Source organism: Jiangella endophytica (genome assembly GCF_003427025.1).
Classification (GTDB): domain Bacteria; phylum Actinomycetota; class Actinomycetes; order Jiangellales; family Jiangellaceae; genus Jiangella; species Jiangella endophytica.
Genome location: NZ_QVAI01000014.1, coordinates 104,945 through 128,355 on the forward strand (window position 1 = coordinate 104,945; position 23,411 = coordinate 128,355).

A 23,411-nucleotide genomic window follows, 5' to 3' on the forward strand; every position below is an offset into this window, starting at 1 on the left:
ACCAGCAGTAGGTGCCCGCGTGAACGGGCCGTGGGTGCCCGCGTGGACAATGTCGTGTCGGAGCGGGCATTATTCTTGGCAGTCGAGGGTTGAGAGTGCTAAGAGCCGTCGACCTTCGACGGTGACCCGGGAGGATCCACGCGTGCCCACCTACCAGTACGTCTGCACTGACTGCGGCGAGCCCTTGGAGGCCGTCCAGAAGTTCAGCGACGACGCCCTCACCGAGTGCCCGGCCTGCGGTGGCCGCCTGCGCAAGGTGTTCTCCGCCGTCGGTGTCGTGTTCAAGGGCTCGGGCTTCTACCGCAACGACAGCCGCTCCACCACGACGTCCAGCACGCCGGCGAGCAGCAGCACCAGCAACGGCAAAGACTCCTCGTCGTCATCGAGCGACTCCGCCAAGAGCAGCAGCGACTCGTCCACGAAGACCTCGAAGGACTCCTCCTCCGGCTCGAAGGCGTCCTCCCCCGCCGCCTGATCCGTCCACAGGCAGGGTTCGCCCGAACTCGGCTTGTGGACAACCGGTTCGGCGATCTCCGCAGCACCTAGCGTCGTCGGCATGGACGACCCCCGCTCCGCCCTGCAGCGCCTCAGCCGCGCGGCCGGCTGGCATCGCCGGTTGCTCGCCGCCGGGCTGGCCGCGGCCGCCGTCGCGTTCGCCATCCAGGCCGCGTCGCCCGCCGCGCCGCCGACCGTCGACGTGGTGGTCGCCGCCCGCGATCTGCCGGGCGGCGCCGTCCTCGCTGACGGCGATCTGGCCGTCGCGGCGTTGCCTCCTGATGCCGTCCCCGACGAGGTCGTTGCGCGGGCCGAGGCGGCGGGTGCGTTGCTCGCGGCGCCCGTCCGGGCCGGCGAGCCGATCACCGACCGGCGGTTGCTCGGACCCGGGCTGCTCGACGGCTGGGGTGCGGACGTCGTCGCGGCACCCGTGCGGGTGGCCGACGCCGGGGCCGCGGGATACCTGCGTCCCGGCGACCACATCGACCTGCTGGCGACGGCGCTGGACGGCGCGGCGCGCACTGACGTCGTCGCAGCGGACGTGCCGGTGCTGACGGTTCCCCCGGCGGGCGACGCAGTGCTCGCCGAGGGCGCGCTGGTCCTCGTCGCGGCCACGCCCGCCGAGGCCGCCGACCTCGCCGCCGCGGCCGTCACCTCGCGGCTCTCGTTCACCGTCGGTGTGTCGTGATCTCCCCTGATCACGGGCCTTCAGCGGCTAAGGTGTGCCCGGCCAAGCGTCCTCGCACGGGAGAAGGAGATAGCGGATGCTCAAGGGTTTCAGGGACTTCATCAGCAGGGGCAGCGTCGTCGAACTGGCGGTCGCGGTCGTCATCGGCGCCGCGTTCACGGGCATCGTCAACGCACTGGTGGACGGCTTCATCAACCCGCTGATCGCGGCAATCTTCGGCCAGCCGAACCTCGCGGCCGTCGGCAACTTCACGATCAACGACGCCGACTTCTCGATCGGTGTGATTCTCGCCGCGGTCTTCAACTTCCTCTGCGTCGCGGCGGCCGTCTACTTCTTCATCGTCGTGCCGATCAACAAGATGCGCGAGCTGCGGGCCAACGACCCGGAGTCGGAGGAGGACGTGCCCGCCGAGGAGATCCTGCTGCTCCGCGAGATCCGCGACTCGCTGCGCGACCGCGTCTGACCACCGATCGGCCGGGGGTCGCCGTCCCGAGCGGGCGGCGCCCCTGACGATGTCGGCGAGGCTCGTCCGACCTCGATAGCGGGACGTCCGCTTCACATCCAAAAAAGCCCGCGAAACGCGACGACGGCTATCGAAGTCGGCCGGTCGCCACGATCTGGGCCCGTCGGCGGGTCACCAGTGCGGCGGACGCTCCTCGAGCAGTCGCGCGTCGTTGGAGGCGTCGTCGTCGCCCCAGCCGGTGGGACGTTCGTCGGTGGTGGTGTCGGGCAGGACCTCGAGGTCGTCCTCCCAGCCGGATGCGCTGCTCATGCCCGTGGTTCCTCTCGTTGCTCGAGCCCCCAGCCGGCGCCGCTGCCGGCCGTTCGATCGGCCGGTTCAGTCCAGGTCGCCCGCCTCGACGCGGGCCAGCCGGCGCTGCCGGACCAGGTTGTCGACGTCGATCTCCGGCACGCCGGTCTCGTACCAGAGTGCCGCGAAGACGCCGATGACGTCGCGCTGGCTCAGGATGCCGGCCAGCTTGCCGTCGTCGACGATCGGGAGGTGGCGGATCCAGTGCTGCGCCATCAGCCGGGCCGCCTCGCGCACGTGTGTGTCGGGCTCGGCGGTGACGACGTCGCGGGTCATGACGTCCTCGATGGGCGCCTTGTCGGGGTCGGCGCCCCGGCCGACCGCCCGCATGACGTCGCGCTCGGTGACGATGCCCACGATCGCCTCGCCGTCGACGATGACCACCGACCCGGTCTGCTGCTTCCACATCTGCTCCGCCGCGCTACGCAGCGTCCCCGTGGTGGAGTCGGTGATGGTGGCACTGGTCATGATCTCGTCGACGCGCACGGTTCTCTGCTCCCCCTGAACGACTCATCTGCTGGAAGATCACCAGCGTAGAACAGGTTCCTGTGAGACCGGCGACGGATTTCCGGATCCGTGAGATCAGCGCTCGGTCGCCTTCTGCGGCTGCCCGGGTCCCCGCCGTCCTCGTATGACCGGACGACGTCCAAACAGCGGACGGAGCCGGCTGGGCGATTCGCCTTCGGCAACGCAGGCCGTCCCCGTGATCATGGGGCGAGGGAGCGGGCTTATGCGGCTGGCGACCCGGCCCGAGCGACCCGCACCGCGTGACGCAGGACGTCGGCTGTGCGAGCGTCGTCGATGTCGAGGGTGAGGTCGGCAGCGAGCAGCCCGACCACGTCGTCCACTCGGCGGGCGAGGCCGTCGGACTCGGTCCAGCGGGCCAGCGCGGCCAGTTCGCGACCGGTGTAGTCGCTGACCGAACGGCCGCTGACGATGAGCGGACGGTTGCCCTGACGCACCGGCTCCGGCTCCGCCTCGGCTGCGGCCGCGGCGGGCGCAGCCGAGGCCGCGGCCGATCCGCTGGCAGGCTTGCCGCTCTCGGCCGTCTCGCCAGTCCCGCCCGACTTGGCCGGCGACGCGGCGGATCCGGCCGGCGAGCCGCCGCCCGACGAGCCGCCGCCCGAGGATGCGGCAGGCTCCGACGCACCCGTGTCGGGTGCGCCCGCGGCCTGCTCACCCGTGCCCTCGGCGTCGGCCACCCCCGTGGACTGCGCCCCTTCGGCCTGCGCCTCCGAACCCTTCGGCCCGTTGCCGGCCAGCGACCGCTGCCCGATCGGCGGCCGCTGCGCTCCGACCGCACCCCGCGCGGGCACCGGCTCGTCCTCCGGCATCCCTGCCACGATGTCCGCCTCGGCCGCCGCGACCGCCCAGTCGTAGGCGTCGGCATCCTTGACGGCCTGCTCGTACGTCGCCAGCAACCGCTCGGTCTCGGCGTCCGGGTCGGCCGCCCAGGCCGCCGACCAGATGCGGTGCACTGCCCAGCCGAGCCGTGTCAGCTGCTCCTGCCGCAGCCGCTCCCGCTCGCGCGCGCTGCGCCTCGCCGCATACGTCTCGCCGTCGGTCTCGATCGCCAGCACGAACCGCGACCGCCGCGTGGGGTGGCGGACCGCGATGGCGACACCGCCGGGCCCGCCGTGGCCGAGCACGATCTCCGCCTCGACGCCGGCCTCCTGGAGGCGCTCGGCGACGGTCTCGGCGAGCACGCCGGAGCGGCCGGGCGCCGCCGTCGCACCCTCGACCCAGTCGGGCTGCGGGCCCTGCTGCACGTACGCCAGGAACTGCCCGAGCGCCTGTGCACCGGGCGTGGTCAGCCGCCGCGGGCTGAGGTCCTCGGCGCCGAAGGTCGCGACGACGGTGAGCCGCTCGCGCGAGCACAGCGTCGCCGCGCTGAGGCGCCGTTCGCCGCCGGGCCGGCCCAGGGCGCCGAAGCGGTACAGGATGCGGCCGTCGACCGACCGCCCGTACCCGAGCGTCAGGATGATCGCGTCGCGCACGTCGCCGGAGACCCGCTCGACGTCCTTGATGAAGAACGGCTCGGCGCGGTCGCCACGAAGGTGCGGCGCGACCTCGGGCGCCCGGATCAGCGCGTGCCGCAGCGCCGCGTCCAGCCGCTCGGCGTGCCGCGGCCCGAGCGTCACGACGCCGAGGCTCTCGTGCGGGCGCTTGCGGACGTGGTCGAGGACCAGCTCGACGACCCGGCTGACCTCGTCGGACGAGCTGTCGACGGGGTCTTCGGCGATCGGGTCGGAGTCAACCGTCTCCATGGTCACGCGGTCGGTGCCGCCGACGCCGGGGACGGGCGTCAGGCGGTCGGCATGCGTCGTTCGGGCGGCGAAGCCGACGAGGCGGTCGTCGCGGACCCGGTGCTGCCCGGTGAGCAGCCGCTCGGGCAGCGCATCGCGGAGCAGGTCGACGACGGAGGCGGGCGGGTCTTGCGCCCACGGCCCCTCCTGCTCGTCGGGGTCCGGCGCGGGCTCGACGGCGGTGGTGAACGGCGGCCGCGCGACGTCGTCGTCGCCGACGAGCACGATGCGGGCGCCACGGGCCAGCGCCGGGACGGCCTCGGCGACGGCGAGCCGTCCGGCGTCCTCGACCACGACCACGTCGAACAGCGGCCGCGGGGGCAGCAACTCGGCGACCGCCAGCGGCGACGTGACCCAGCACGGCACCGTTGCCAGCGCAAGGTCCGGTGCCTCCTCGACGAGCGCGCGCGGCGTCGCAGGTAGTGCGCCGTCGGGCGATTCCGTCAGCACCGCGGCCTGGCCCTCGTGCTCGGACGCGACGTCGGCGAACCGGCCCCGCCGCGCCTCCAGCACGCGGCCGGCGGCGGCGCGCACCTCGACCATGTCGGCGGCGCGGAACTCCTCCAGCCGCCGCTCGTGCGCGTAGCGGTCGAACCGGCCGAGCGCGGGGTCGGTGGAGCGCCACAGATCCAGCAGCGAGGAGTACCACGCGTAGTCGAAGACCGCCTCGACCTGGTCGGCGCTCATCCCGCGGCGCCGCAGCTCGGCGATGAGGTCGTCCAGCCCGGCGGCGGACAGCTCGGCCTGCAGCTCGTACAGCCGCGGCAGCGACCGCAGGTGACCGGCGTCGGCGATCAGCTCGTCGAGGCGTTTCGCGACGTCGGCGAAGGACAGGTGCTCGAAGTCGGCGGTGCGCGGGTTGCCGTCGGCCAGCGTCGCGAGCGCGTGCCGGACGCCCTTGGCGGCGTCGACGGCGTTGGCCAGGTGCGGACCGGTGCGCGGCGGCTTGCCGTCGCGCGACCGCTCGCGCCACGTCGCCAATTGCTGCTGCGCGGCGATCAGGCCCTCGTGCAGCAGCGGACGGTGCTGCCGGCTCCCCTTGCCGGTGAGGTCGGCGAGCCGTTTACGCAGCTTGCGCCGGGCGAAGAAGCCGGGCTCGGCGCCCTGCGCCGTGCGGTAGGCGCGGTCGCCGGTGGCGGCGGCCAGCTCGGCGAGCGGCTCGTCCCAGATCTGCGCGCCGAGCGTCTCGATGGTGCGTCCGACCGACGCCAGCAGGTCGACGGTCTCGAGGCACTCCGCCACGCTGCTCGGCCCGGCCAGCCCGACCTCGACGGCGGCCCGTGTGGAGGCGTTCTTCAGCCGTGGCAGTGCCCGTTCGCGCAGCTCCGTGACGGTGCCGAGCAGCGCGTCGGCGGCCCGGATGTCGGGGACGTCGGAGCCGAACCACGGCGACCCGGACTCCGTCAGCGTCAGGCCCTCGATGTTCGCGAAGTCGCGTAGCTGCAGCCGGACGTGCGCCGTGCTGCCGGCCCGTGCGAGAACGTCCGGGTTCACCCGCGCGGACGTGCGGGCGAACTCCTGCGCCGTCGCGACCAGCACCATCGCCTCGTGCGCCGTGGAGCCCCACGGCTGGCGGATCGCGTGGATCGCGTCGCGGTAGCCGTCGAGCTCCGTCCCCAGCGTGGCGGCGGTTCCCGGCGTGATGTGCTCGAACTCGCCGGGCCGGGCCTGCCGCAGCCGGCGGGCGGTCTCGGCGATCTGCTGAGCGGCGGCAGCGGGGGCCGTGCGCCCCGCGTCGAGGACGACGTCGCGCAGGCCGACGGAGTCGAGCCGGGCGACGAGGTCGTCGAGGACGATGCGCTTCTCGCCCACGACGAGCACCCGCTGGCCCCGTCCGACCAGCTCCGACACCAGTGCCGCGACGGTCTGGGTGCGGCCCGTGCCGGGCGCGGCCGCGACCCGCAGGTGACCGTCGCCGGCGGCGGCAGCGACGACCTCGTCCTGCTCGCTGTCGGCGTCGAGGACCCGATAGCGCAGCTCGGCCGGGCTGCCGGTGCGGGCGACGGCGGACAGTGCGGCGGAGTCGCCGGCCAGCGCGGCGACGACGTCGTTGCCCTGCAGGTCGACGCCGAGCGCGGCGAGGTCGCGGCTGAGCGCCAGCGGAACCGTCGTGAACGTCGCGAGCACCGCTCGGTGGGCGATGGCGAACCCGTCGACCACGTGCGGCGGAGCGAACTCGCGCAGCCGCTCGACCACCGTCGCGTACCGCAGCCGGCCGGCCGGGTCGCGCAGGTCGTCGGTGGCGAACCGCAGCCCGAGCTGGGAGTCCAGCGCCCACAGCAGCACCGGGTTGACGAACGGGTCGTCGGCGATGGTGATGGTGAAGTCGGTCTCGGCCGGGTCGCGCGCCTCGACGATCGCCGAGCGGAGCATGACCGGCGCCGTCGGACGGCGCGCGGCGAACGGGTTCGCCCAGGTCGCGATGCCGACGGCAAGGTAGGAGACGGCGATGCCGCGCTCTTCGGCCAGCTCGCGGGACTTGTCGCGGATGGCCCGCACCGACCGCAGCGCGGACGTCCGCAGTGGCTCGTACGGGAACAGCTTGGAGACGAGGACCGGCTCGCCCTCGAGCAGCAGCTTGCGCGCCTCCGGCTCGGCCGCCGCGAGGTCGAGCGTCCCCACCTTGAGGTCGCGATAGGACAGCAGCGGGTCCCGCCCGCCGAGCGCGGCGAGCTCGCCACTCCACCGTTCGACGGCGTGCGCGACCAGTTCCGCACGGGTCGGAACGGGGCCGGCGACGGCGTCGCTGCGCATCGCGCTCACGTGATCGGGAGCTGGGGTACCGGATGCCTCACACCCCGGAGGCTAGTTCGCCGAGCCCGCGCATGTGTGGAGGCAAGCCGAACACGTGCGCAAAGGTTTAACCGCAGGCTGTCCGGTTTGTCCCGGACGGATATCCTCACGGGAGCGGGTACATGCCATGCCGGCCGGTGCCATGGCCTAGAGTGGCGCCGGTCCACGGGGGGCACGGGTTCCGGCACGGAGAGGAGACCGGAACCAAGTCAGGCTCGAAAGGTGAGAGTCGTGAAACTGCTCGAGGATGTCCCCTCGGCTGTCGCCCACCGCCCACCGCCGCGTCGCACCAGGCTCACCCTCGGGGTGGCGGCAGTGTTCCTGCTGGTGGCGGCCGTTTTGGGCGTGGTACTGGTCGCGTCCAGCGGCGGAGCGGGGGACACCGCGGCGGACCGCGATCCGCGTCCGTCCGGGACGCTCGCCGACTGGACCACCGCGATCACCGACGTGTGCACGACCGTGGCAGCGGAACAGCCGATCATGGCGGAAGGCCCCGAGGCGCGGCTGGACGTCGCCAACCTCGGCGCCGTCCAAGCGGGCACGAGCGCGCTGGTCGCGGCCGTGCACGACGTGCCGCTGCCGGCTGAGGAGGCCGAGCAGGCGCAGGCGAGCGCCACCGTCGCCGCCGGCGACCAGGCCGCGCAGGCGTGGACGGCGCTGACGGACAGCACTGCCGAGGCGCCCCCGGAGCAGGTTGCCCAGGCCGCGGAACTGACGGCCGGCTTCGTCGCCGGCATGACCCAGCTCGGGGTGAACTGCGCGCCGATCGGCTGACGTCGGCGCGGTAAGGTGGAGGGGTGAAGTCCCTCGTGCTGGTGTGGTGGCTGCCTTCGTAGGCGGCCCACTTCAGCATGTTCATCGGCCGCCGCGACGGCGGCCGATCAGGTGACAGCTCTCGCGGTGGCCCTGCCACCGAGACGGAGAGCGTCATGACCCTCACCACCACTCTCGACAGCCCGCTGCTGGCCGATCCGGACCAGGTGGCGGCGGCGCCGTCGCGGTACCGCGTCCTCACCGGCGATCGGCCGACCGGCCCGCTGCACCTCGGGCACTACTTCGGGACGCTGCTCAACCGCGTCCGGCTGCAGCGCCAGGGCGTCGAGACCTTCCTCGTCGTCGCCGACTACCAGGTGATCACCGACCGGCTGGCGCCCGGCGAGATCGCCGCGAACGTGCGTGAGGTGGTCCTGGACAACCTCGCCGCCGGCATCGACCCGGAGCGGACGACGGTGTTCGCGCACAGCACCGTGCCGGCGCTCAACCAGCTGCTGCTGCCGTTCCTGTCTCTGACGACGGTCGCCGAACTGCAACGCAACCCGACCGTGAAGGAGGAGGCGGCGGCGTCCGGCCTGGCGTCGATCAGCGGGCTGCTGCTGACGTACCCCGTGCACCAGGCGGCGGACATCCTGTTCTGCCACGGCAACCTGGTCCCCGTCGGCGACGACCAGCTGCCGCACGTCGAGCAGACCCGACTGGTGGCGCGGCGGTTCAACGAGCGGTACGCCGGCGGACGGGCGGTGTTCCGGGAGCCGCAGGCGCTGCTGTCCCCCGCGCCGCGGCTGCTCGGCGTCGACGGTCGGAAGATGAGCAAGAGCCGCGGCAACGCGATCGCGCTGAAGGCGACGGCGGACGAGACGGCGCGGCTGATCCGGCGGTCGGTGACCGATGCCCGCCGCGACATCACCTACGACCCGGTCGAGCGGCCGGGCGTCGCGTCGTTGGTGGAGATCGCGGCGCTCTGCCTCGGCATCGCGCCGGAGGAGGTCGCGGCGCAGGTCGGCGGTGGCGGGTCGGCGCTGCTGAAGGCACTGGTCACCGACGTCGTGAACGAGGAGCTGCGGCCGGTGCGCGAGCGGCGGGCGGCGTACGCGGCCGACGCCGGGCTCGTGCGGTCGCTGCTGTCCCAGGGCGCCGCGCGGGCGTCGTCGATCGCGGAGTCGACGCTGGCGGACGTGCAAGAAGCGCTCGGGATGACGGCCTATTGAAGAGACGTCCGGGCGGGTGGCGGCGCGTCGGGTGATGGTGGGATCACCAGACGCGCCCCCGGCGTCCGACTGATCGTCAGGGCAGCTGCTCACCGGGCTGAGGCAGCTCGGTGGGCTGGCGATCCTCCGCTCCGGTGCGCTTCGCAGGCGTCATCGCGCAGAAGGGCCCGGAGAGTACGGCCCCGCTCAGCTCGTGTGCGGCCGCCGGCGACGCGGGGTGAGGCGCAGCGGCGGGAGTGGTGGGGCGGGGATGCGGTCGGTGCCGTGCCCGGCGACGGTGCCGAAACGGTGCTGGTCCGCCCGCTCCCACTCCTCCCGTGCGGCGACGATGTCCTCGTGGCTGCGGCCGACGAAGTTCCACCACATGACGAGGTCGTCCGGGAACGGTTCGCCGCCGAGCAGGAACAGCGTCGTGTCGTCGTCGTGCGCCTGGAGGGTGAGCTCGGTCCGTCCGGTGCCGAGGTACAGCAGCGGCCCCGGCTCGAGCGGCGTCCCGGCGATCGTCGCCCGCCCGGTGAGGACCAGGACGGCGTGCTCGAAGTCGGGCCGCAACGGCAGCGTCGCGCCGCCCTCGACGTCGAGCTGGGCGCCGAGCAGCGGGCTGTACGTCGTCGCCGGGGACGTCGTGCCCGCCAGCTCCCCGACGACCACCGTCGCCCGCACGCCGTCACCTTCGTAGACGGGGAGGTCGGCGTGCTGCTCGAACGCCGGCGTCACGGCAGCAGTCTCCGGGAGCGCGACCCACAGCTGCAGCCCGTGCAGCAACGGCGCCTCGCCGAGCGAGATCTCCGAGTGTGCGATGCCCGGCCCACTGGTCATCAGGTTCAACTGCCCCGGCCGCACCACGACGTCGCTGCCGACGCTGTCGCGGTGGTGGATCTCGCCCCGCACCGGCCAGGTGACCGTCTGCAGCCCCGTGTGCGGATGCGGCAGCACGACCATGTCCGTGTGCTGCGGCCCGAACTGGTCGAGGAAGCACCACGCGCCGACGGTCGGCAACTCGCGGTGCGGCAGCGTGCGGCTGACCCGCATGGCGCGGATCCCGCCCAACGGCACGTCTCGCGGCTCCAGCAGCCGACTGGCCGGGCCGCTGTGATCGGCCGCATGACACCGCGTCTCCGCCGGGCGCGCATCCAGGTTGCTCACCCTGTCGAGCGTAGACGCCGACCCGCCGTCACTGCCCGTGCGCGCCGGATAGACTGGCGCAGCCCGCCCTCGTAGCTCAGGGGATAGAGCATCCGCCTCCTAAGCGGAGGGTCGCAGGTTCGAATCCTGCCGGGGGCACCATCTGACCAGCACAAACGTCCGGTGTTGGTTGCCCGTGAGAGGCCGCCGCTGACCCTGATTCGCCGGACTTCATCGCACGTTCATCGCACGCCGGGTCGGCCGCAGCTTTGGGGTGCAGGCCGAGCAGTCGGCGGCAGGCGTCGCCGATGATCCCGCTGGAGTCGTCGGCCCGCGCGATGACCTTGATCGCCGAGGCAAGCGCCTTGTGGGCGACCGCATACACCTCGACCGGCTCCGCGGTCGCCGCTGCACCCTCCAGGATGTCGACCGCCTCATGCATCTGCCGGCCGTGCGCGTCGGCGGCGCTCCAGCGGTGGAGATCGGAACGTGTCCGAATGAGCAGCAAGACAGCCTCGGACAGATTCATCAGCCGCCCAGACGCACGATCGCGATCGCGAGCTCGACCAGTGTCCGAGCTCGACGAACAAGCGGGTTCGGCTTTGGTTGCGGTCACCACGTTCGTCCCGTACTCGACGTCACCCTTGGACGCGATCAACTCGCGTAGCGCTCGCTCGGCCGTGGCTGCGTCTGGCCGCTTCGCCAACGCTTGCCGCAACTCCTTGGCGGCCGCCGCGTGATCCTTGCTCTTACCCGTCGCCCCGGTCAGTGCTGTGACGATGGAGTCCTTCGCGCTGATGCCGGCGTGGATCGCATCGCCCGCCGCCGGCGTGTAGCGCTCGGCGACCAGGTTGGCCTCGGCAGACTCGAGGTACTCCACCGACTTCTTGAGGAAGCTCTTGGCGGGTTGCGCTGCTCCGCCGTCGCCATCAGACCTCTCCACGCTTGACCCGCGGCATCGCGCCGACCAGGGCGAAGCCGTCACGGAGAATGTCGCCGACCACCGGCTCACCGGCAGCGGCAAGCCGGTCGAACTCGGCCGCTGTGAACACGAGCACATCGCAATCGTTGCCCAGCCGCGCACGGACGCTGTCCTCGAGCTCGACGCGCTTGTCCCAACCCCGGGGGGCGATCACAGCCAGATCGACATCGCTGTCGGGCGTCGCCTCGCCGCGCCCGATCGACCCGAACAGGATCACCGCCGAGACCTCTGGACCTATGACCGTCGTGACAACGTCCCGCAGGGCCGCGATCGGATCGAGGAGCGCTCGCAGCGGGGCCACCGCCACATGGTCCTCGTTGACCGTGTGCACACCAGCGCGACCAATCGTCTGTGTCTCGACCAGGCCAAGCTTAGTCAGCACCTTCAACGCTTCCTGAACCGTCCAGAGACTGTAATCGTCACTGACCAGTCGATGGATCTGCCGCCCAGTCAGGGGCATGCCGGTGCGCAGGAGCGACGCCAGCACCGCACCGCGAGCACCGGGGACGACCCCACCGAACGGCTCATTGAAGAACACATTCCCCAAGATACCGATCATTCGATTGGTGAGCCAGTCATATGACTGGCTGCACTGTCATTGGGTGCGGCCGCAGCTCGTGGCCGGCAACGTGGCGCAGTGAGGCGCGTTCGATGCTCGATGACCAGCCAGACATCAAGAACCTGGTGGTCAGCCCGATTCCCATCTGCATCGAACCCGGCATCAGGACTGCCGGTTGCCCGCGAACCCGACATGGCGGCAGAAGCGCGCCACGCTGGCGATGGACGTCGAGCAGCTGGCGGCCAGACCGGTGATCGTCTGGTCGACGACGGCTGCGGGAGTCGCCATGACGTACTTGGCGCGCGCATTCCGCCCGGGCCACGCGCCGCCACGCCCGCGTCCGGCCATGAGTTTCGCATTCGACATGAGCGCTAGGCCGCCGGGAGCGGGCCGGGCTCGGCATCGTTCAGGTAGGAGCGCCGAGGTCGAGGTCGACGACTCGTAGCGGGCTGGGGGTGCCGGGCGACACGGGGGCCTGCTGGGCGTAGACCGACAGCACGGCGGAGTCCTGCCACCGGTGCCTGTCGATGCGCGGCTCCCCGACATAAGACTCACTGGAGCGGTAGACCTCGCGCCAGCTGCCCCAGTGGTCGGCCGACGACGCGGTGACGACGTGCAACGGGCCGCCGGACTCCGTGCCGTGATAGTCGGGGTCGGCCGGCTTGGTGAAGACGAGCACCAGGTTGTCGTCGCCGTCGGCCACCACCGAGGGCTTGCGGCCGAAGCACGGCAGCTGCCGCTGGTGCCACCCGCCGTGTTCGTCGCGCCAGTGGTGCACGTAGCGCCAGGTGCTCATGTCGGCCGACGGCGCCGACGCGTCGGGCGGCTGCTGCCACAGCACGACGTGCAGACGCCCGCGGGTGTCGACCGTCTGCGTCAGCTGGTTCATCATTCCCCAGCCGTACGCGATGGGCCGGACCGTGACCCCCGGCGATCCCAGCCACAGCGGATCCTGATCGGTGACGCCGATCGGCGCACCGTCGTTGTTGCGCCACGTGCGGCCGCGGTCGTCGCTGTATGCGTACTGCAGGTCGTGGTTGGTGCGCAGATCCGGGCTCTCCCGCCACACCCAGGTGGTGTGCAGTCGGCCGGCGGCGTCGTAGTCGAAGCCGTTGTGGTAGGCGTTGCGTGAGTCGCTGCCGGCGAACCGCCCGCGACCACTGACGAACGCACCCAGCATCGTCCAGCCGCCCTGGCCGGGACGGTACTCGGCCACGTGGGTGTCGCCGTCGCCGCTGGAGCCGAGGCGGTAGTACAGCTGCAGAGCGCCGTCGGGCATCGTCACGAAGTTCGGGTACGTCAGCCGCTCCAACGGCGCCCCGTCGACCAGCTCGGACGTGATGGCGCCGAAGAGCGCCTCCGACCACTCGACGCCGTCCGGCGACGTGGCCACGCCGGGCCGGGAGACCCGGTAGTGCAGCGGGCTGACGTGGTGGTCGAACGCCAGATGGACGGTCCCGTCGGCCGGGCAGACGCCGATGACGGGAACGTTGTGGACGTCATCGTGGTCGATGACGTGGTCGTCGAACGCGATGTGCTGCCAGGCGCCGTCGGGCCACCGCCGCCGCGCCACGCAGACGCGTCCTTCGTGGTCGACGTAGGTGGCGTACTGCCGGTCGCCGAGGCTGGTCAGCGCATCGACCTGGAACGTCTGGCCGTTGAAGCAGGTGCCGAACCGTCCCTCCCTCAGATTCAGCGCCTCGGGGTCCACGACCGACTCGGTCATCGTCGTCATGCAGCAAGCCTGTGGGCACGACACGGGCACGTCCAGGCCATGATCCTGATCGCGAACATCAGGACTTCTGATCACGCGCCGGTGACTCCAGCCTCGCCGCACCGACCGGGCGGTCGCTCGCCCGCATGCACGACACCAGCGCCTGCGCCGCCGGGGAGTGGGCCCGGCCGTCGAGCCACCACACCCAGACGTCGCGCCGCGCGGCATCCGCGTCGATGTCGCGGATCACCAGGCCCTCCGTCGCCGCCACACCGAGCGAGAGAGCGTTCGTGACGCCGACGCCATGCGCGTGCCGAACGAGCTCGATGAGCGACTGGGGCTGCGTCACCTCGTAGGCGAGACGCGGATAGCGCCCCAGCCGGCGCCAGACCGCATGGTCCGGACTCGCCAGTTCGCCGTGCCCGGTCATGATCAGCTCGAGGTCGGCCAACGACTCCAGCGGCAGCGGACCGGCGTGCTCGGCCAGCGGATGACTCGGGTGAAGGACGGCCTTGTAGCGTTCCCGCCAGAGCGGCAGCCCGCTGAACGTCGCCTCCGGCGCGGGCGTCGCGGGGCGCAGCATGAGTTCGATCCGTCCCGACAGCGCGACCCGGGCGAGGTCGCTCGCACGCGCCTCGACCAGACGCACCGCGATGCCCGGGTAGCGGGCCCCGAAGCTCTCGAGCAGACCCGGAACGTACGCCGCCATGGCACTGGGGTACGCCCCGAGCGTCACGATGCCCCGTCGAAGGCCGAGGACGTCGGACACGCTCTCCCTCGCCGCTTCCATCTCCCGGATCAGGGCCCGCGCGTGCGGCAGGAACGCGACGCCCGCCTGCGTGAGCTCGACCGGCCGGCGATCGCGATGCAGGAGCGGCGCGCCGAGCGTGCGCTCGAGAGCAGCGACGTGGTTACTGACCGTCGGCTGCGAGCAGTGCAGCAGTTCCGCGGCTCGTCCGAAGCCCTGATGGTCGACGATGGCCAGGAACGTCGTCACCCAGTGCAGTTCCATCGACGCGTCCTCCGCTCCGCCTCGGCCGCTTCGTCATCGGGATTCCTGATGAAGGGCATCACTGCTTCGGCCTGGACGCGACCACGTCGCTCGGCCACGATGACAGGCACTCTTTCTCACTTGCGAGGGGACGACATGTGACGCAGAGCGTCCTTTACACCGGCGGGGCCGGCCGCATGGGGACGGTGCTCCGGGAGGGTCTGTCCGGCGAGTTCGGCCGGGTCGTGCTGTACCTCCGCGAGACGGTGACCGAGGTCTTCGAGCGCGAGGAGGTGATCAACGGTGAACTCCACGATCTCGACGGGCTCGCCGACGCCATGCGGGGTGTCGACGTGGTGGTCCATCTCGCGGGCATCGCCGACGAGGCCTCCTGGGACGACATACTGACCAGCAACATCGAAGGCACGTACGCCGTCTTCGAGGCGGCGCGTCGGGCCGGCGTGCGGCGCGTCGTCTACGCCGGCTCGCACCACGTCGTGGGCTTCTATCCCGCGAGCGAGCGGGTCGGCACGGAGCACCCCGTGCGGCCGGACAGCTACTACGGCGTCAGCAAGGTGTTCGGCGAGGGCCTGGCGCGTCTCTACCACGACAAATGGGGCCTCGAGGTGGTCTGTCTGCGCATCGGCTGCTTCCGGCCCGAGCCCGAGGACGTGCGTCAGCTCAGCGCGTGGCTGAGTCACCGCGACGGCGTGGAGCTCGTCCGGCGTTCCGTGCTGGCTCCGGACGTCGGCTTCACCATCGTCTACGGCGTCTCCGCCAACACCCGGGGCTGGTGGGACAACCGCGAGGCGGCCGCGTCCATCGCCTACGTACCGCGCGACGACGCCGAGGCGTACGCCGACAGGTTCTCGCCCGACGATCCGCCGCCGACGGTGCACGGCGGCGCCTTCGCCGATGAGGCGTACCGGGGCGGGGTGTGGTGACGTCATCGCGTCTGCCGAGGTGTCGTCGCGGTGCACAGGGTCAGGACGCCGCCGCTCTCGACGTGAGAGCCGCGCCGTCGACGAGGCCTCGATAGCCGGCGGCATGCTCCGCGGCCGTGCCGACGGTCGCCCGGGCGTGCAGGTCGAGCCGCGCTCCGGGCGTCCACGTCAGCCGCACCTCACCGTCCGAGGGTCGTTCGACCCGGGCGGGCGGTGAGCTCTCGTCCCCGTGTACGTCGACGTCCTCGATCACGGTGAACGTGCCGGCCGCCCACGCCGGGCCGACCCGAGCGAGGTCGACCTCCACCGGTTCCGGCGCGTCGAGCAGCTCGAGGCCGGCGAAGAGCCGCCCGGCGTCGTCCACCCGGAGCCGTCCCCGCGGCGGGCCGTCGCCGGCGGCCCGGCCGCCGAACTCGGCTCCCGCGAACCGCAGGACGACGGTGACGGCGCCGTCGCGGACCGCGACCTCGTCGTCCAGTGCGAACTCGTCGCCGGGTCCGGCCTCCCGGCCACCGATGCTGACGAGCGGATGGGCGAGCTGGCCGAACTCGATCGACATCCGCAGCGACCGCAGCCGCGTGGGACCGCTGAGCTCGTCGCCGACCACGTGACGGTCGCCGCCCGGACCGGCCAGGCCGACGTGCCACAAGACGTGGCGGCCCGACTGCACCGACGAGAACACGCCTGCGACGAGATCGTGATCGTCCTTCGTCACCCGCAGCCGTGCGTACGACACAGGATCGCGCCACAACGGCCCGCCGCGGCCGCGCCAGAGACACAGCAGATTGCGCCGCTGCACCCAGCTGTCGGCCTGGCTGACCGAGCCGAGCGTGGCCCGCGGGCCGAGCCAGGTGGTCCCGATGACGTCGGGCGTGCCGGTCTCGAACAGCTCGCGGCGCTCGCCGACCGGGCCCGGCCCCGTGAGGGCCGCGAGCACGGCCGGCGGCGGCTCCGGGCGGAGCACCGCGAACGACGCGAGTCCGATGCGGTGGTAGAGCTGCCGGGTCTCGATGCCCGGCAGCGCGTCGAACGGCGCCCGGTAGCCGGTGGCCTGCGCGACGTAGGCGTGCAACGGCAGGTTGTCGGCCAGGTCGCCTGCGTACGCGCGTGACATCGGGCCACCGAACTGGCCCGTGACGGCGTGCCACCGGGTGACCAGGTGGGTCCACAGCCGGTCGTGCAGGACGCCGGCCAGGTCCCGGGCCCGCGCGTCGGCCACGTACCGCTGGATCGCCGTGACCGCCGCGCACGTGACCAGCCAGTACGTCGGACTGTTGTACTCGTGGATGCCGCGCCGGTCGAACTCGGCGGCCAGTCGCTCGATCCGGTCGCGCCCGTACGACAGCAGCTCGTCATCGGCGAGCAGCTCACCCGCGGCGAGCGTCACGAAGGTGCCCTTCGCCGCGATGTTCGTGTACGCCATGTCGACGTCGCGACGCCGGACCGCCGTCGCCGCGCGGCGGATCGCCAGGTGCACGTCGTCGAGCACTCCGGCCGGCAGCGCGTCACCGTGCCGGAACGCCACCTGCAGGAGCTCCTGCCCGATGAAGTCGGCCCAGTTGGGATCCGGGCGGCGCATGAGCGGCAGCGGCTCCTCGGCCACGTAGCTCCAGATCCCGTAGGTCGGGGACGCGGGATCGGCGTCCTGAGCGCGGGCGATGCGCCGCAGGATCTCGGCAGCCGGGCCGTCCGCCCCGGACTCCAGGACGGCCAGCGCGTAGGCGGTGCTCTGCGTGAAGGGATGGACCCACCCCTCGGTGATCGCCGTGTGCGTGCGGTCGCCGTGCGGGGGAAGACGCAGCAGGTGCTCGGCGGGGTCGTAGAAGCGGTCACCGGTTTCGCGGGCGTGGTCGATCAGCCAGGCGTCGTCCACAGTTCTCCCGATCGGGTGAGCAGGGTGACCGCCGTGCGCGAGGCGACGACGTCCACGACGCCCGCGGCCTCGACACCGTCGACGAGGGTCCAGGTGCGGCCGCGGTCGGCCGACTCGGCCAGCACGACGTCGGTGAGCGCCACGAGGCGATCACCGGCGCCGGTGAGCCGGCGCAACCGCCCGCCGGGGCCGTCGCCGGGACGCCACCGGCCCTCGTCGCCGTAGACCCACCGGCCGTCGAACACGGCTGCCGGCGGGTCGAGCGACAGCTGCACCGACGGACGCGGCGCGGGAACGCGACCCGAATGCGACCACGCGCCGCCGGCCAGGCGACGCCACAGGTCGACGGCGGCCCCGGAGGCGTCGTAGGTGGCGGCCAGGACGGTGTCGGCGCGGGTGGCGAGCGCCAGCACCGCCGCCGTTCCCCACGGCGAGGGATCGGCGTCCCAGGTGCGTCCGTCGTCGGCGGAACGCAGGACGCGGGCGCCGTCGGCGCTCGCCGCCCACCAGGATCCGGGCCCGGCTGGGGCGAGGACGGTGACGAAGCCGGGCTCACCGGGAAGGACGGTCGTCCACGAGCGTCCCTCGTCGGCCGACCGGGCGAGGCCGTCGGGGCCGGCGGCGAGCACGACGCCGTCCGGCCCGGCGGCCACGACGGCCACCGGGTACGGCGCGCCACCGGCCGGCTCGCCGGCGAGGCAGCGCACCACGCCGGACATCGGCCCGTAGGCGAGCACCTCGTCGCCGGCCACGACCAGCCCGGCGACGTCGTGCACCGGAGGCGCCGAGCCGAGGGGCGACCAGGTCAGGCCGCCGTCGTCGCTCGCGACGAGGCCCGTGCCGGTGCCGGCGAGCAGCTCTCCCCCCGCGCCGCGGCCCAGGCAGAGCGCGGGTTCAGCGTGTACACCGGCCCAGGTCTCCCCGCCGTCGGCCGACCGGAGAACGCCGGTGGCCGTCGCGACCAGGACGACGTCACCGGCCGACACGAGCGACGACGGCTGCGCGTCGGGCGGGAGCGAGCCGCGACGGGTCCACGACCGGCCGCCGTCGGCCGACGCCAGCACCTCGCCCGCTTCGGCGAGCGCCCAGGTGACGCTGCCGGAGACGGCGAGAGCGGTCACCCGGACGCCGGCGGTGCCGGCCACCTGGCGCCAGGCCCGGCCGGCGTTGGGCGAGAGGTGGACGCCGTCGTCGGTCCCCGCGATCAGCGTCTGGTCGTCGACGACCGCCAGCGCCGATACGTCGTGGCTGGCCAGGCCGAAAGCGGCCGGCGCCCACGTCCGGCCGGCATCGGCGCTGCGCAGCACCCCGGTGCCCAGGGTGCCGGCGAGCAGGTCGCGACCGGTGGACGCCAGCGCGGTGACCGGCGCGGCGACGCCGTGCAGGACGGCCCGCCGCCAGGTCCGGCCGTCGTCGGCGGACCGGGCGATGCCGCCGGCGCCGCCCGCGAGCAGTGCGCCCCCAGCCCGGGCCAGGGCGGCGACCGCACCGATGCCCGGGTCTCCCGCGCCCCACGAGCCGTCGGGCGTGCTCCACGCGACGCCGCCGGCGCCGCCCACGACGACCCCGGCGGCCGGCTCGGGCAGGACCGCCAGGACGGCGGCCGGAACCTCGACGTCGCCCACGCGTCGCCATCGGGTACCGGGCGTCGTGACGCCGGCCGTCATGCCACCGCGCGCTTCCGTGCGGGCACGACGACGGCGCTGCCGACGACGGTCGCGGCGAGGCTGCCCGCCGCCTGCAGCGCGCCGATCAGGACCCCGGCCGCGTCGAGGACGCCGGCCTTGGCCATCGGCGCGTAGTCGCCCTGCCGGGCGTCGAAGCCCCACCCGCCGCCGAGTTCGGCGATCCGCTCGAGCGCCACGGCGGGATGGGGCCCGTCGTGGCGGCTGCGGTAGTTCTCGATCAGCTGGCGCAGCGGCGCGCTCAGCGCCGCGGCCACGAGGTCGACACCCCACGTCTCGTCGGCGTCGCCGCAGCCGGAGCGGGCGGCGCGGACGGCGTCGGCGCACTCGTGCAGTGCCACGCCTCCGCCCGGCACGGCACCCCCGGAGGCCGCCAGTTCGAGCACCCGCTGCGCCTTCCCGGCGAGGTCCGCGCGCAGCTGCCGCTCGGTCTCGGTGTAGCCGCCGACGACGATGACGCCCTGGGCGCCCGTCAGCCGGGCGATTCGCATCCGGGTCGCCCGCCACTCGTCCGAACCGCGCTCCATCGACACCGCCCGGCCGAGCAGGTGCCCGGCCCGCTCGGCCGTGTCCGCCGCGGTGCCCGCACCACCGCTGACGGTCACGTGCCGCCGGGTGAGCACGACGTGGCGGGCCGCGCCGCAGTGCTCGGGACGAAGCGCCCGGGGCGGGTGACCCACCGCGTCGCCGAGCAGCGTGGCCCCGGTCAGGAGCGCGAGGTCGGCGACATCGTCGGGCACCTGACGCTCGATCGAGGCCAGCCGCATCGGCACGATCGCCAGCCGCGCGCGGTTGGCGAGCACGGCCGCCTTCGCCCCGCCCTCGATCCCGCGCACGACCAGCAGCAGCGGCCGCCGCGACGCGAGCGCGTGCTCCAGGGCCGGGACGACGTCCGCGGCGGCCGTGAGCGTCGCATCGGCCACCACGATCACGGGGTCCTGGAGCGCGACGTCCGTCGAGCCGTCCGGCAACACCTCGCGGAACGCCGGCTTGGCCCGCCACCGTGCGCCGTCGACGTAGCCGCGGTCGACGCCGGGTGTGTCGCGTTCCTCGACGATCAGCGCGGCCCGCTCGCCGAGCAGGTCGAACAGTTCACCGAGCACGTCGGCCAGTTCGACGTCATGGCTCGCGCCCGCCGCGAGCCGGCGCAGATCGCCGGCGCCGCCGACCGGCACGGCCGCCGCGGTGAGCGCGGCGCAGGCCGCCGCCACCCCGCGGTCGATGCCGCGGCGGACGGCCACCGGATCGGCCCCGGCCACGACCAGCCGGGTCGCCCGGGCCACCATCGACCGTGCCAGCACCGCCAGGGTCGCCGCGCCGTCGCCGTTGCGCCGGCGGGTGGCCAGGCAGGACTCACGCAGCGCCATCACGCCGGCGTGCCGGCGCCGGTCGGACAGACCGGTGATCCGGCGGGCGAGCACACCGGCGTCCTCGACGAACTCGGGCAGCGCCCGGCCGCTGTCGAGGAGCACCGGAGCGGCGACCGGGCCGTAGGTGCGCGCCAGCAGCGCCCCCAGCGTCTCCACCCCCGCCGCGAGCGACGCGACGGCGGCGGCCGGGCCGTCCCGGACGTCACGCACGCGGAATCGCCTGCTCGGTGTCGGCGTCGAAGAGATGGACCGGGCCGTCGATGTCGAACGCCACCGGGTCGCCGGCCGCGAGCCGCAGGTCGTCCTCGACGACGGCGGTGACCTCGACCCCGTCGGCCGTCGCGAACCGGACCGTCAGGTCGACCAGGCCCTCCTCGACGTCGATCACCGACCCGGTCAGCGCCGCAGTTCCGTTGCGCGCCGGTCGTACCGACTCGGGCCGGAACCCGACCAGCACCCGGCCGGACGCGGCCGGACCTGGCACCGAGCCGACCGGCACCTCGACGCCGTCCGCCCGAGCCACCCCGGCGTCGAGCGCCGCCGGCACCAGGTTCATCGGCGGACTGCCCACGAACCGCGCCACGAACGTGTTGGCCGGCGCGGACAGCAGGTCGTCGGGCGTACTGACCTGCTGCACCCGGCCCTGCGACATCACCGCGACCCGGTCGGCCATCGCGAAGGCCTCGCTCTGGTCGTGGGTGACGTACACACTGGGCCGCTTCTTCTCGCGGTGGATGGCGACGATGTCGCGCCGGGCGTGGTGGCGCAGCTTCGGGTCGAGGTTGGACAGCGGTTCGTCGAACAGGAAGGCGTCGGCGTCCTTGACCATCGCCCGGGCCAGGGCCACGCGCTGCTGCTCGCCGCCGGACAGATCCTGGGTCGACCGGCTCAGCATCTCGCCGAGGCCGAGCTTGCCGGCCGCCTCGACGACCCGCCGCTGGATCTCGTCCTTCGGCACGCCACCGCGAGCCTCCAGGCCGTAGGCGATGTTGCCCCGGACGTCCATGCCCGGGTACAGGCCGTAGTCCTGGAACACCATGCCGAGATTGCGCTGCCGCGGCGGCAGCGTGTGGATCTCCCGGCCGTCGAGCAGGATCTGCCCGGCGTCGGGCGTCTCCAGACCGCAGATCAGCCGCAGGAGGGTCGACTTGCCGCTGCCCGACGTGCCGAGCAGAACGAAGAACTCGCCGCTGGCCACGATGAAGCTGACGTCGTCGACCGCCTGGTGATCACCCAGCCGCTTCGACACGCCTCGGACCTCGAGCTCACCCATCTACGCCTCCCGCGTGATCGACCAGGTTCGTGTGGAGCAATGCCAGGACGGCCGGCACCGCCAGCGCCGTTCCGGCGATCGTCAGCGCCCCGATGGCGGCGAACACCAGGGTGGCGAAGCCGGCCCGCGCGATCAGCCCCGGGGACCGCCAGACCAGCACCAGCGAACCCCGCAGCACGCCGGTGGTGGTCGCCTCCGGCACGCGGACCAGCAGCGGACCCCAGACCATCGAGACCGTGAACGCGAGCAGCGCCGCGACCTGCGCCACCACCGCCGCGACGGGATGCAGACCGGTCGCGAGGACGGCGGTCAGTGCGAGCGCGAGAACGGCGCCGAACAGCGGTCCCAGCACCCGCAGGCTCGGCAGCCAGGTCGACCGCACCGCGTGCACCGCCGCCCGGACGCCCACCTCGTCGCCGTCCAGCGCGGCCGCGGCCAGCGTGTACAGCGCACCGGTCGCGGGCACCACGGCCACGCTCGACACGATGAGCATGACGGCCCGGACTCCGGCCGGCAGACCAGGCAACGCGAACGCGAGCGCCGCCGGCAGCAGCGTGGCGGCCCAGGCCAGGCTCAGCCCGACCATCCGCTCGACCTGCTCGCCGAAGACCGCCAGGGCGCCGATGACCGGTCCGCGATGGTTCTCGCGGACGATGCCGCCGTCGTCGAAGAACGGCATGGCCTACGCCGCCCCCGCGCCCAGGAGCAGCGAACGCTCCGTCACCGGATCGAACAGGTGCACCTTGCCGAGGTCGACGGCCAGCGGGACCTGCTCGCCGGCGAACCGGTCGGGCAGTCGTGCGGTGAAGCCGGCGGCGATGTCGAGATCGCCCTCCGGGCCCGGGACGGTGAGGTACACGGTCGAGCCCGCCGTCGTCGGCTCGATCAGCTCGACCCGCGCGGTGAACTTGTTGTGCTCGCCCACGTCGAACGGCGCCTGCCGCGGCGGGTGCAGGTCCTCGGGCCTGATGCCGACGGTGACCGGCCCGCCGACCCGCCCGGCCACGGCCGAGGCCGTCGTCGGCGGCAACCGCAGCGAGAACGCGGGCGCCTCGAGCCACACGTCGTCGGCGTCGGCGCGCAGCGTGGCCTCGAACAGGTTGATGCTCGGGGTGCCGATGAAGAACGCCACGAACGCGCTGACCGGGTTCTCGTACAACTCCCGAGGCGTGCCGACCTGCTCGATCCGCCCACCCCGCATCACGGCCATCCGGTCGGCCATCGACATCGCCTCGGACTGGTCGTGCGTGACGTAGACCGTCGGCTTCCGCTGCCGCTGGTGCAGGGCGAGGATGTCCTCGCGGGCCTGGTGGCGCAGCTGAGCGTCGAGGTTGGACAGCGGCTCGTCATACAGGTAGGCCTGCGCGTCGCGCACCAGCGCCCGGGCCAACGCCACCCGCTGCCGCTCGCCGCCGGACAGCTGCCGCGGCTTGCGGCGCAGCAGGTGGTCGATGCGGAACGTCGCGGCCGCCTCGGGGACCTTCTGCTTGATCACCGACGTGGCCACGCGCCGCGACCGCAGCCCGTAGGCGATGTTCTCGCGCACGGACAGGTGCGGGAAGATCGCGTAGTCCTGGAACACCATCGCGATGTCGCGGTCGCGCGGCCGGGTCTCGTTGACGACCACGGAGTTCATCCGCAGCTCGCCGTCGTCGATCGACTCCAGGCCGGCGATCATCCGCAGCGTGGTCGTCTTGCCGCAGCCCGACGGGCCGACCAGGACGAAGAACTCGCCCTCGCCGACCTCGAACTCGACACCGTCGACGGCGGTCTTGTCGCCGAACCGCTTGGTCAGCCGGGTGGCGGTGATGGTCACA

20 protein-coding genes and 1 tRNA gene are annotated in these 23,411 nt (G+C 73.0%); 7 read left to right on the forward strand and 14 right to left on the reverse strand.

Features of this window, described 5'->3' with window-relative positions; all coding sequences use genetic code 11:
* Nucleotides 1-142: 142 nt before the first annotated feature.
* From DZA62_RS24895 to mscL, 3 genes are all read left to right on the forward strand, one after another.
* On the forward strand, nt 143-475 hold the full coding sequence (locus DZA62_RS24895; protein WP_116951643.1) for an FmdB family zinc ribbon protein: 333 nt from the start codon (nt 143-145) through the stop codon (nt 473-475).
* An 81-nt stretch (nt 476-556) separates the two neighbouring features.
* On the forward strand, nt 557-1,183 hold the full coding sequence (locus tag DZA62_RS24900) for an SAF domain-containing protein (RefSeq protein ID WP_116951644.1): 627 nt from the start codon (nt 557-559) through the stop codon (nt 1,181-1,183).
* A 76-nt stretch (nt 1,184-1,259) separates the two neighbouring features.
* On the forward strand, nt 1,260-1,646 hold the full coding sequence (mscL, locus tag DZA62_RS24905) for a large conductance mechanosensitive channel protein MscL (RefSeq protein WP_116951645.1): 387 nt from the start codon (nt 1,260-1,262) through the stop codon (nt 1,644-1,646).
* Nucleotides 1,647-1,817: 171 nt separating this feature from the next.
* Here mscL and DZA62_RS36515 read toward each other — a convergent pair whose 3' ends face one another.
* From DZA62_RS36515 to DZA62_RS24915, 3 genes are all read right to left on the reverse strand, one after another.
* Complete coding sequence (locus DZA62_RS36515; RefSeq protein WP_172885702.1) at nt 1,818-1,955, reverse strand: hypothetical protein; 138 nt, start codon at nt 1,953-1,955, stop codon at nt 1,818-1,820.
* Nucleotides 1,956-2,021: 66 nt separating this feature from the next.
* Complete coding sequence (locus tag DZA62_RS24910) at nt 2,022-2,480, reverse strand: CBS domain-containing protein (protein ID WP_116951646.1); 459 nt, start codon at nt 2,478-2,480, stop codon at nt 2,022-2,024.
* Between the two features lie 242 nt (nt 2,481-2,722).
* Nucleotides 2,723-7,054, reverse strand: coding sequence for a DUF4011 domain-containing protein (locus tag DZA62_RS24915; RefSeq protein WP_116951647.1), 4,332 nt, complete (start codon nt 7,052-7,054; stop codon nt 2,723-2,725).
* Nucleotides 7,055-7,324: 270 nt separating this feature from the next.
* Between DZA62_RS24915 and DZA62_RS24920 the strand changes: the two genes are divergently transcribed.
* Together DZA62_RS24920 and trpS are read left to right on the forward strand one after the other, a co-directional pair.
* Entirely contained in the window at nt 7,325-7,867 is a 543-nt protein-coding gene (locus DZA62_RS24920) for a hypothetical protein (protein WP_157987890.1), read from the forward strand.
* A gap of 155 nt (nt 7,868-8,022) precedes the next feature.
* Nucleotides 8,023-9,078, forward strand: coding sequence for a tryptophan--tRNA ligase (gene trpS / locus DZA62_RS24925; protein WP_116951649.1), 1,056 nt, complete (start codon nt 8,023-8,025; stop codon nt 9,076-9,078).
* A gap of 186 nt (nt 9,079-9,264) precedes the next feature.
* On the opposite strand, the gene DZA62_RS24930 is transcribed toward trpS, so the two are convergent.
* A complete protein-coding gene (locus DZA62_RS24930) occupies nt 9,265-10,224 on the reverse strand; it encodes a pirin family protein (protein WP_116951650.1) in 960 nt (319 codons plus the stop codon).
* Nucleotides 10,225-10,289: 65 nt separating this feature from the next.
* Between DZA62_RS24930 and DZA62_RS24935 the strand changes: the two genes are divergently transcribed.
* Nucleotides 10,290-10,365, forward strand: a tRNA-Arg gene (locus tag DZA62_RS24935).
* Between the two features lie 767 nt (nt 10,366-11,132).
* Here the strand turns inward: DZA62_RS24935 and DZA62_RS24950 are convergent.
* The 4 genes from DZA62_RS24950 to DZA62_RS24965 form a co-directional block, all read right to left on the reverse strand.
* Nucleotides 11,133-11,723: a nucleotidyltransferase domain-containing protein gene (locus tag DZA62_RS24950; protein ID WP_116951745.1), complete on the reverse strand. Its 591-nt coding sequence runs from the start codon at nt 11,721-11,723 to the stop codon at nt 11,133-11,135.
* 183 nt (nt 11,724-11,906) lie between these two features.
* On the reverse strand, nt 11,907-12,032 hold the full coding sequence (locus DZA62_RS37320) for a hypothetical protein (RefSeq protein WP_269813929.1): 126 nt from the start codon (nt 12,030-12,032) through the stop codon (nt 11,907-11,909).
* A 118-nt stretch (nt 12,033-12,150) separates the two neighbouring features.
* A complete protein-coding gene (locus tag DZA62_RS24960) occupies nt 12,151-13,479 on the reverse strand; it encodes a BNR repeat-containing protein (RefSeq protein WP_157987891.1) in 1,329 nt (442 codons plus the stop codon).
* A 58-nt stretch (nt 13,480-13,537) separates the two neighbouring features.
* Entirely contained in the window at nt 13,538-14,470 is a 933-nt protein-coding gene (locus DZA62_RS24965; RefSeq protein WP_116951653.1) for a LysR family transcriptional regulator, read from the reverse strand.
* A gap of 137 nt (nt 14,471-14,607) precedes the next feature.
* On the opposite strand from DZA62_RS24965, the gene DZA62_RS24970 reads away from it, so the two are divergent.
* Entirely contained in the window at nt 14,608-15,393 is a 786-nt protein-coding gene (locus tag DZA62_RS24970) for an NAD-dependent epimerase/dehydratase family protein (protein WP_198664153.1), read from the forward strand.
* A gap of 40 nt (nt 15,394-15,433) precedes the next feature.
* Here DZA62_RS24970 and DZA62_RS24975 read toward each other — a convergent pair whose 3' ends face one another.
* From DZA62_RS24975 to DZA62_RS25000, 6 genes are read right to left on the reverse strand one after another with little or no spacing between them, the layout of a single operon-like run.
* Nucleotides 15,434-17,266, reverse strand: coding sequence for a hypothetical protein (locus DZA62_RS24975; protein ID WP_116951654.1), 1,833 nt, complete (start codon nt 17,264-17,266; stop codon nt 15,434-15,436).
* On the reverse strand, nt 17,248-18,891 hold the full coding sequence (locus DZA62_RS24980; protein WP_116951655.1) for a WD40/YVTN/BNR-like repeat-containing protein: 1,644 nt from the start codon (nt 18,889-18,891) through the stop codon (nt 17,248-17,250). The genes DZA62_RS24975 and DZA62_RS24980 overlap by 19 nt, the downstream gene beginning before the upstream one ends.
* A gap of 38 nt (nt 18,892-18,929) precedes the next feature.
* Nucleotides 18,930-20,531 (reverse strand): TCP-1/cpn60 chaperonin family protein, encoded by a 1,602-nt coding sequence (locus tag DZA62_RS24985; protein WP_116951656.1) that lies wholly within the window; start codon nt 20,529-20,531, stop codon nt 18,930-18,932.
* Nucleotides 20,524-21,594 (reverse strand): ABC transporter ATP-binding protein, encoded by a 1,071-nt coding sequence (locus DZA62_RS24990; protein ID WP_116951657.1) that lies wholly within the window; start codon nt 21,592-21,594, stop codon nt 20,524-20,526. Before DZA62_RS24990 ends, DZA62_RS24985 begins: the two co-directional genes overlap by 8 nt.
* The gene (locus DZA62_RS24995) at nt 21,587-22,273 is read right to left on the reverse strand and encodes a hypothetical protein (protein ID WP_116951658.1); all 687 of its coding nucleotides are present in this window, start codon (nt 22,271-22,273) and stop codon (nt 21,587-21,589) included. The genes DZA62_RS24990 and DZA62_RS24995 overlap by 8 nt, the downstream gene beginning before the upstream one ends.
* Before the next feature lie 3 nt (nt 22,274-22,276).
* A complete protein-coding gene (locus tag DZA62_RS25000; RefSeq protein ID WP_198664154.1) occupies nt 22,277-23,410 on the reverse strand; it encodes an ABC transporter ATP-binding protein in 1,134 nt (377 codons plus the stop codon).
* Nucleotide 23,411 lies beyond the last annotated feature (1 nt).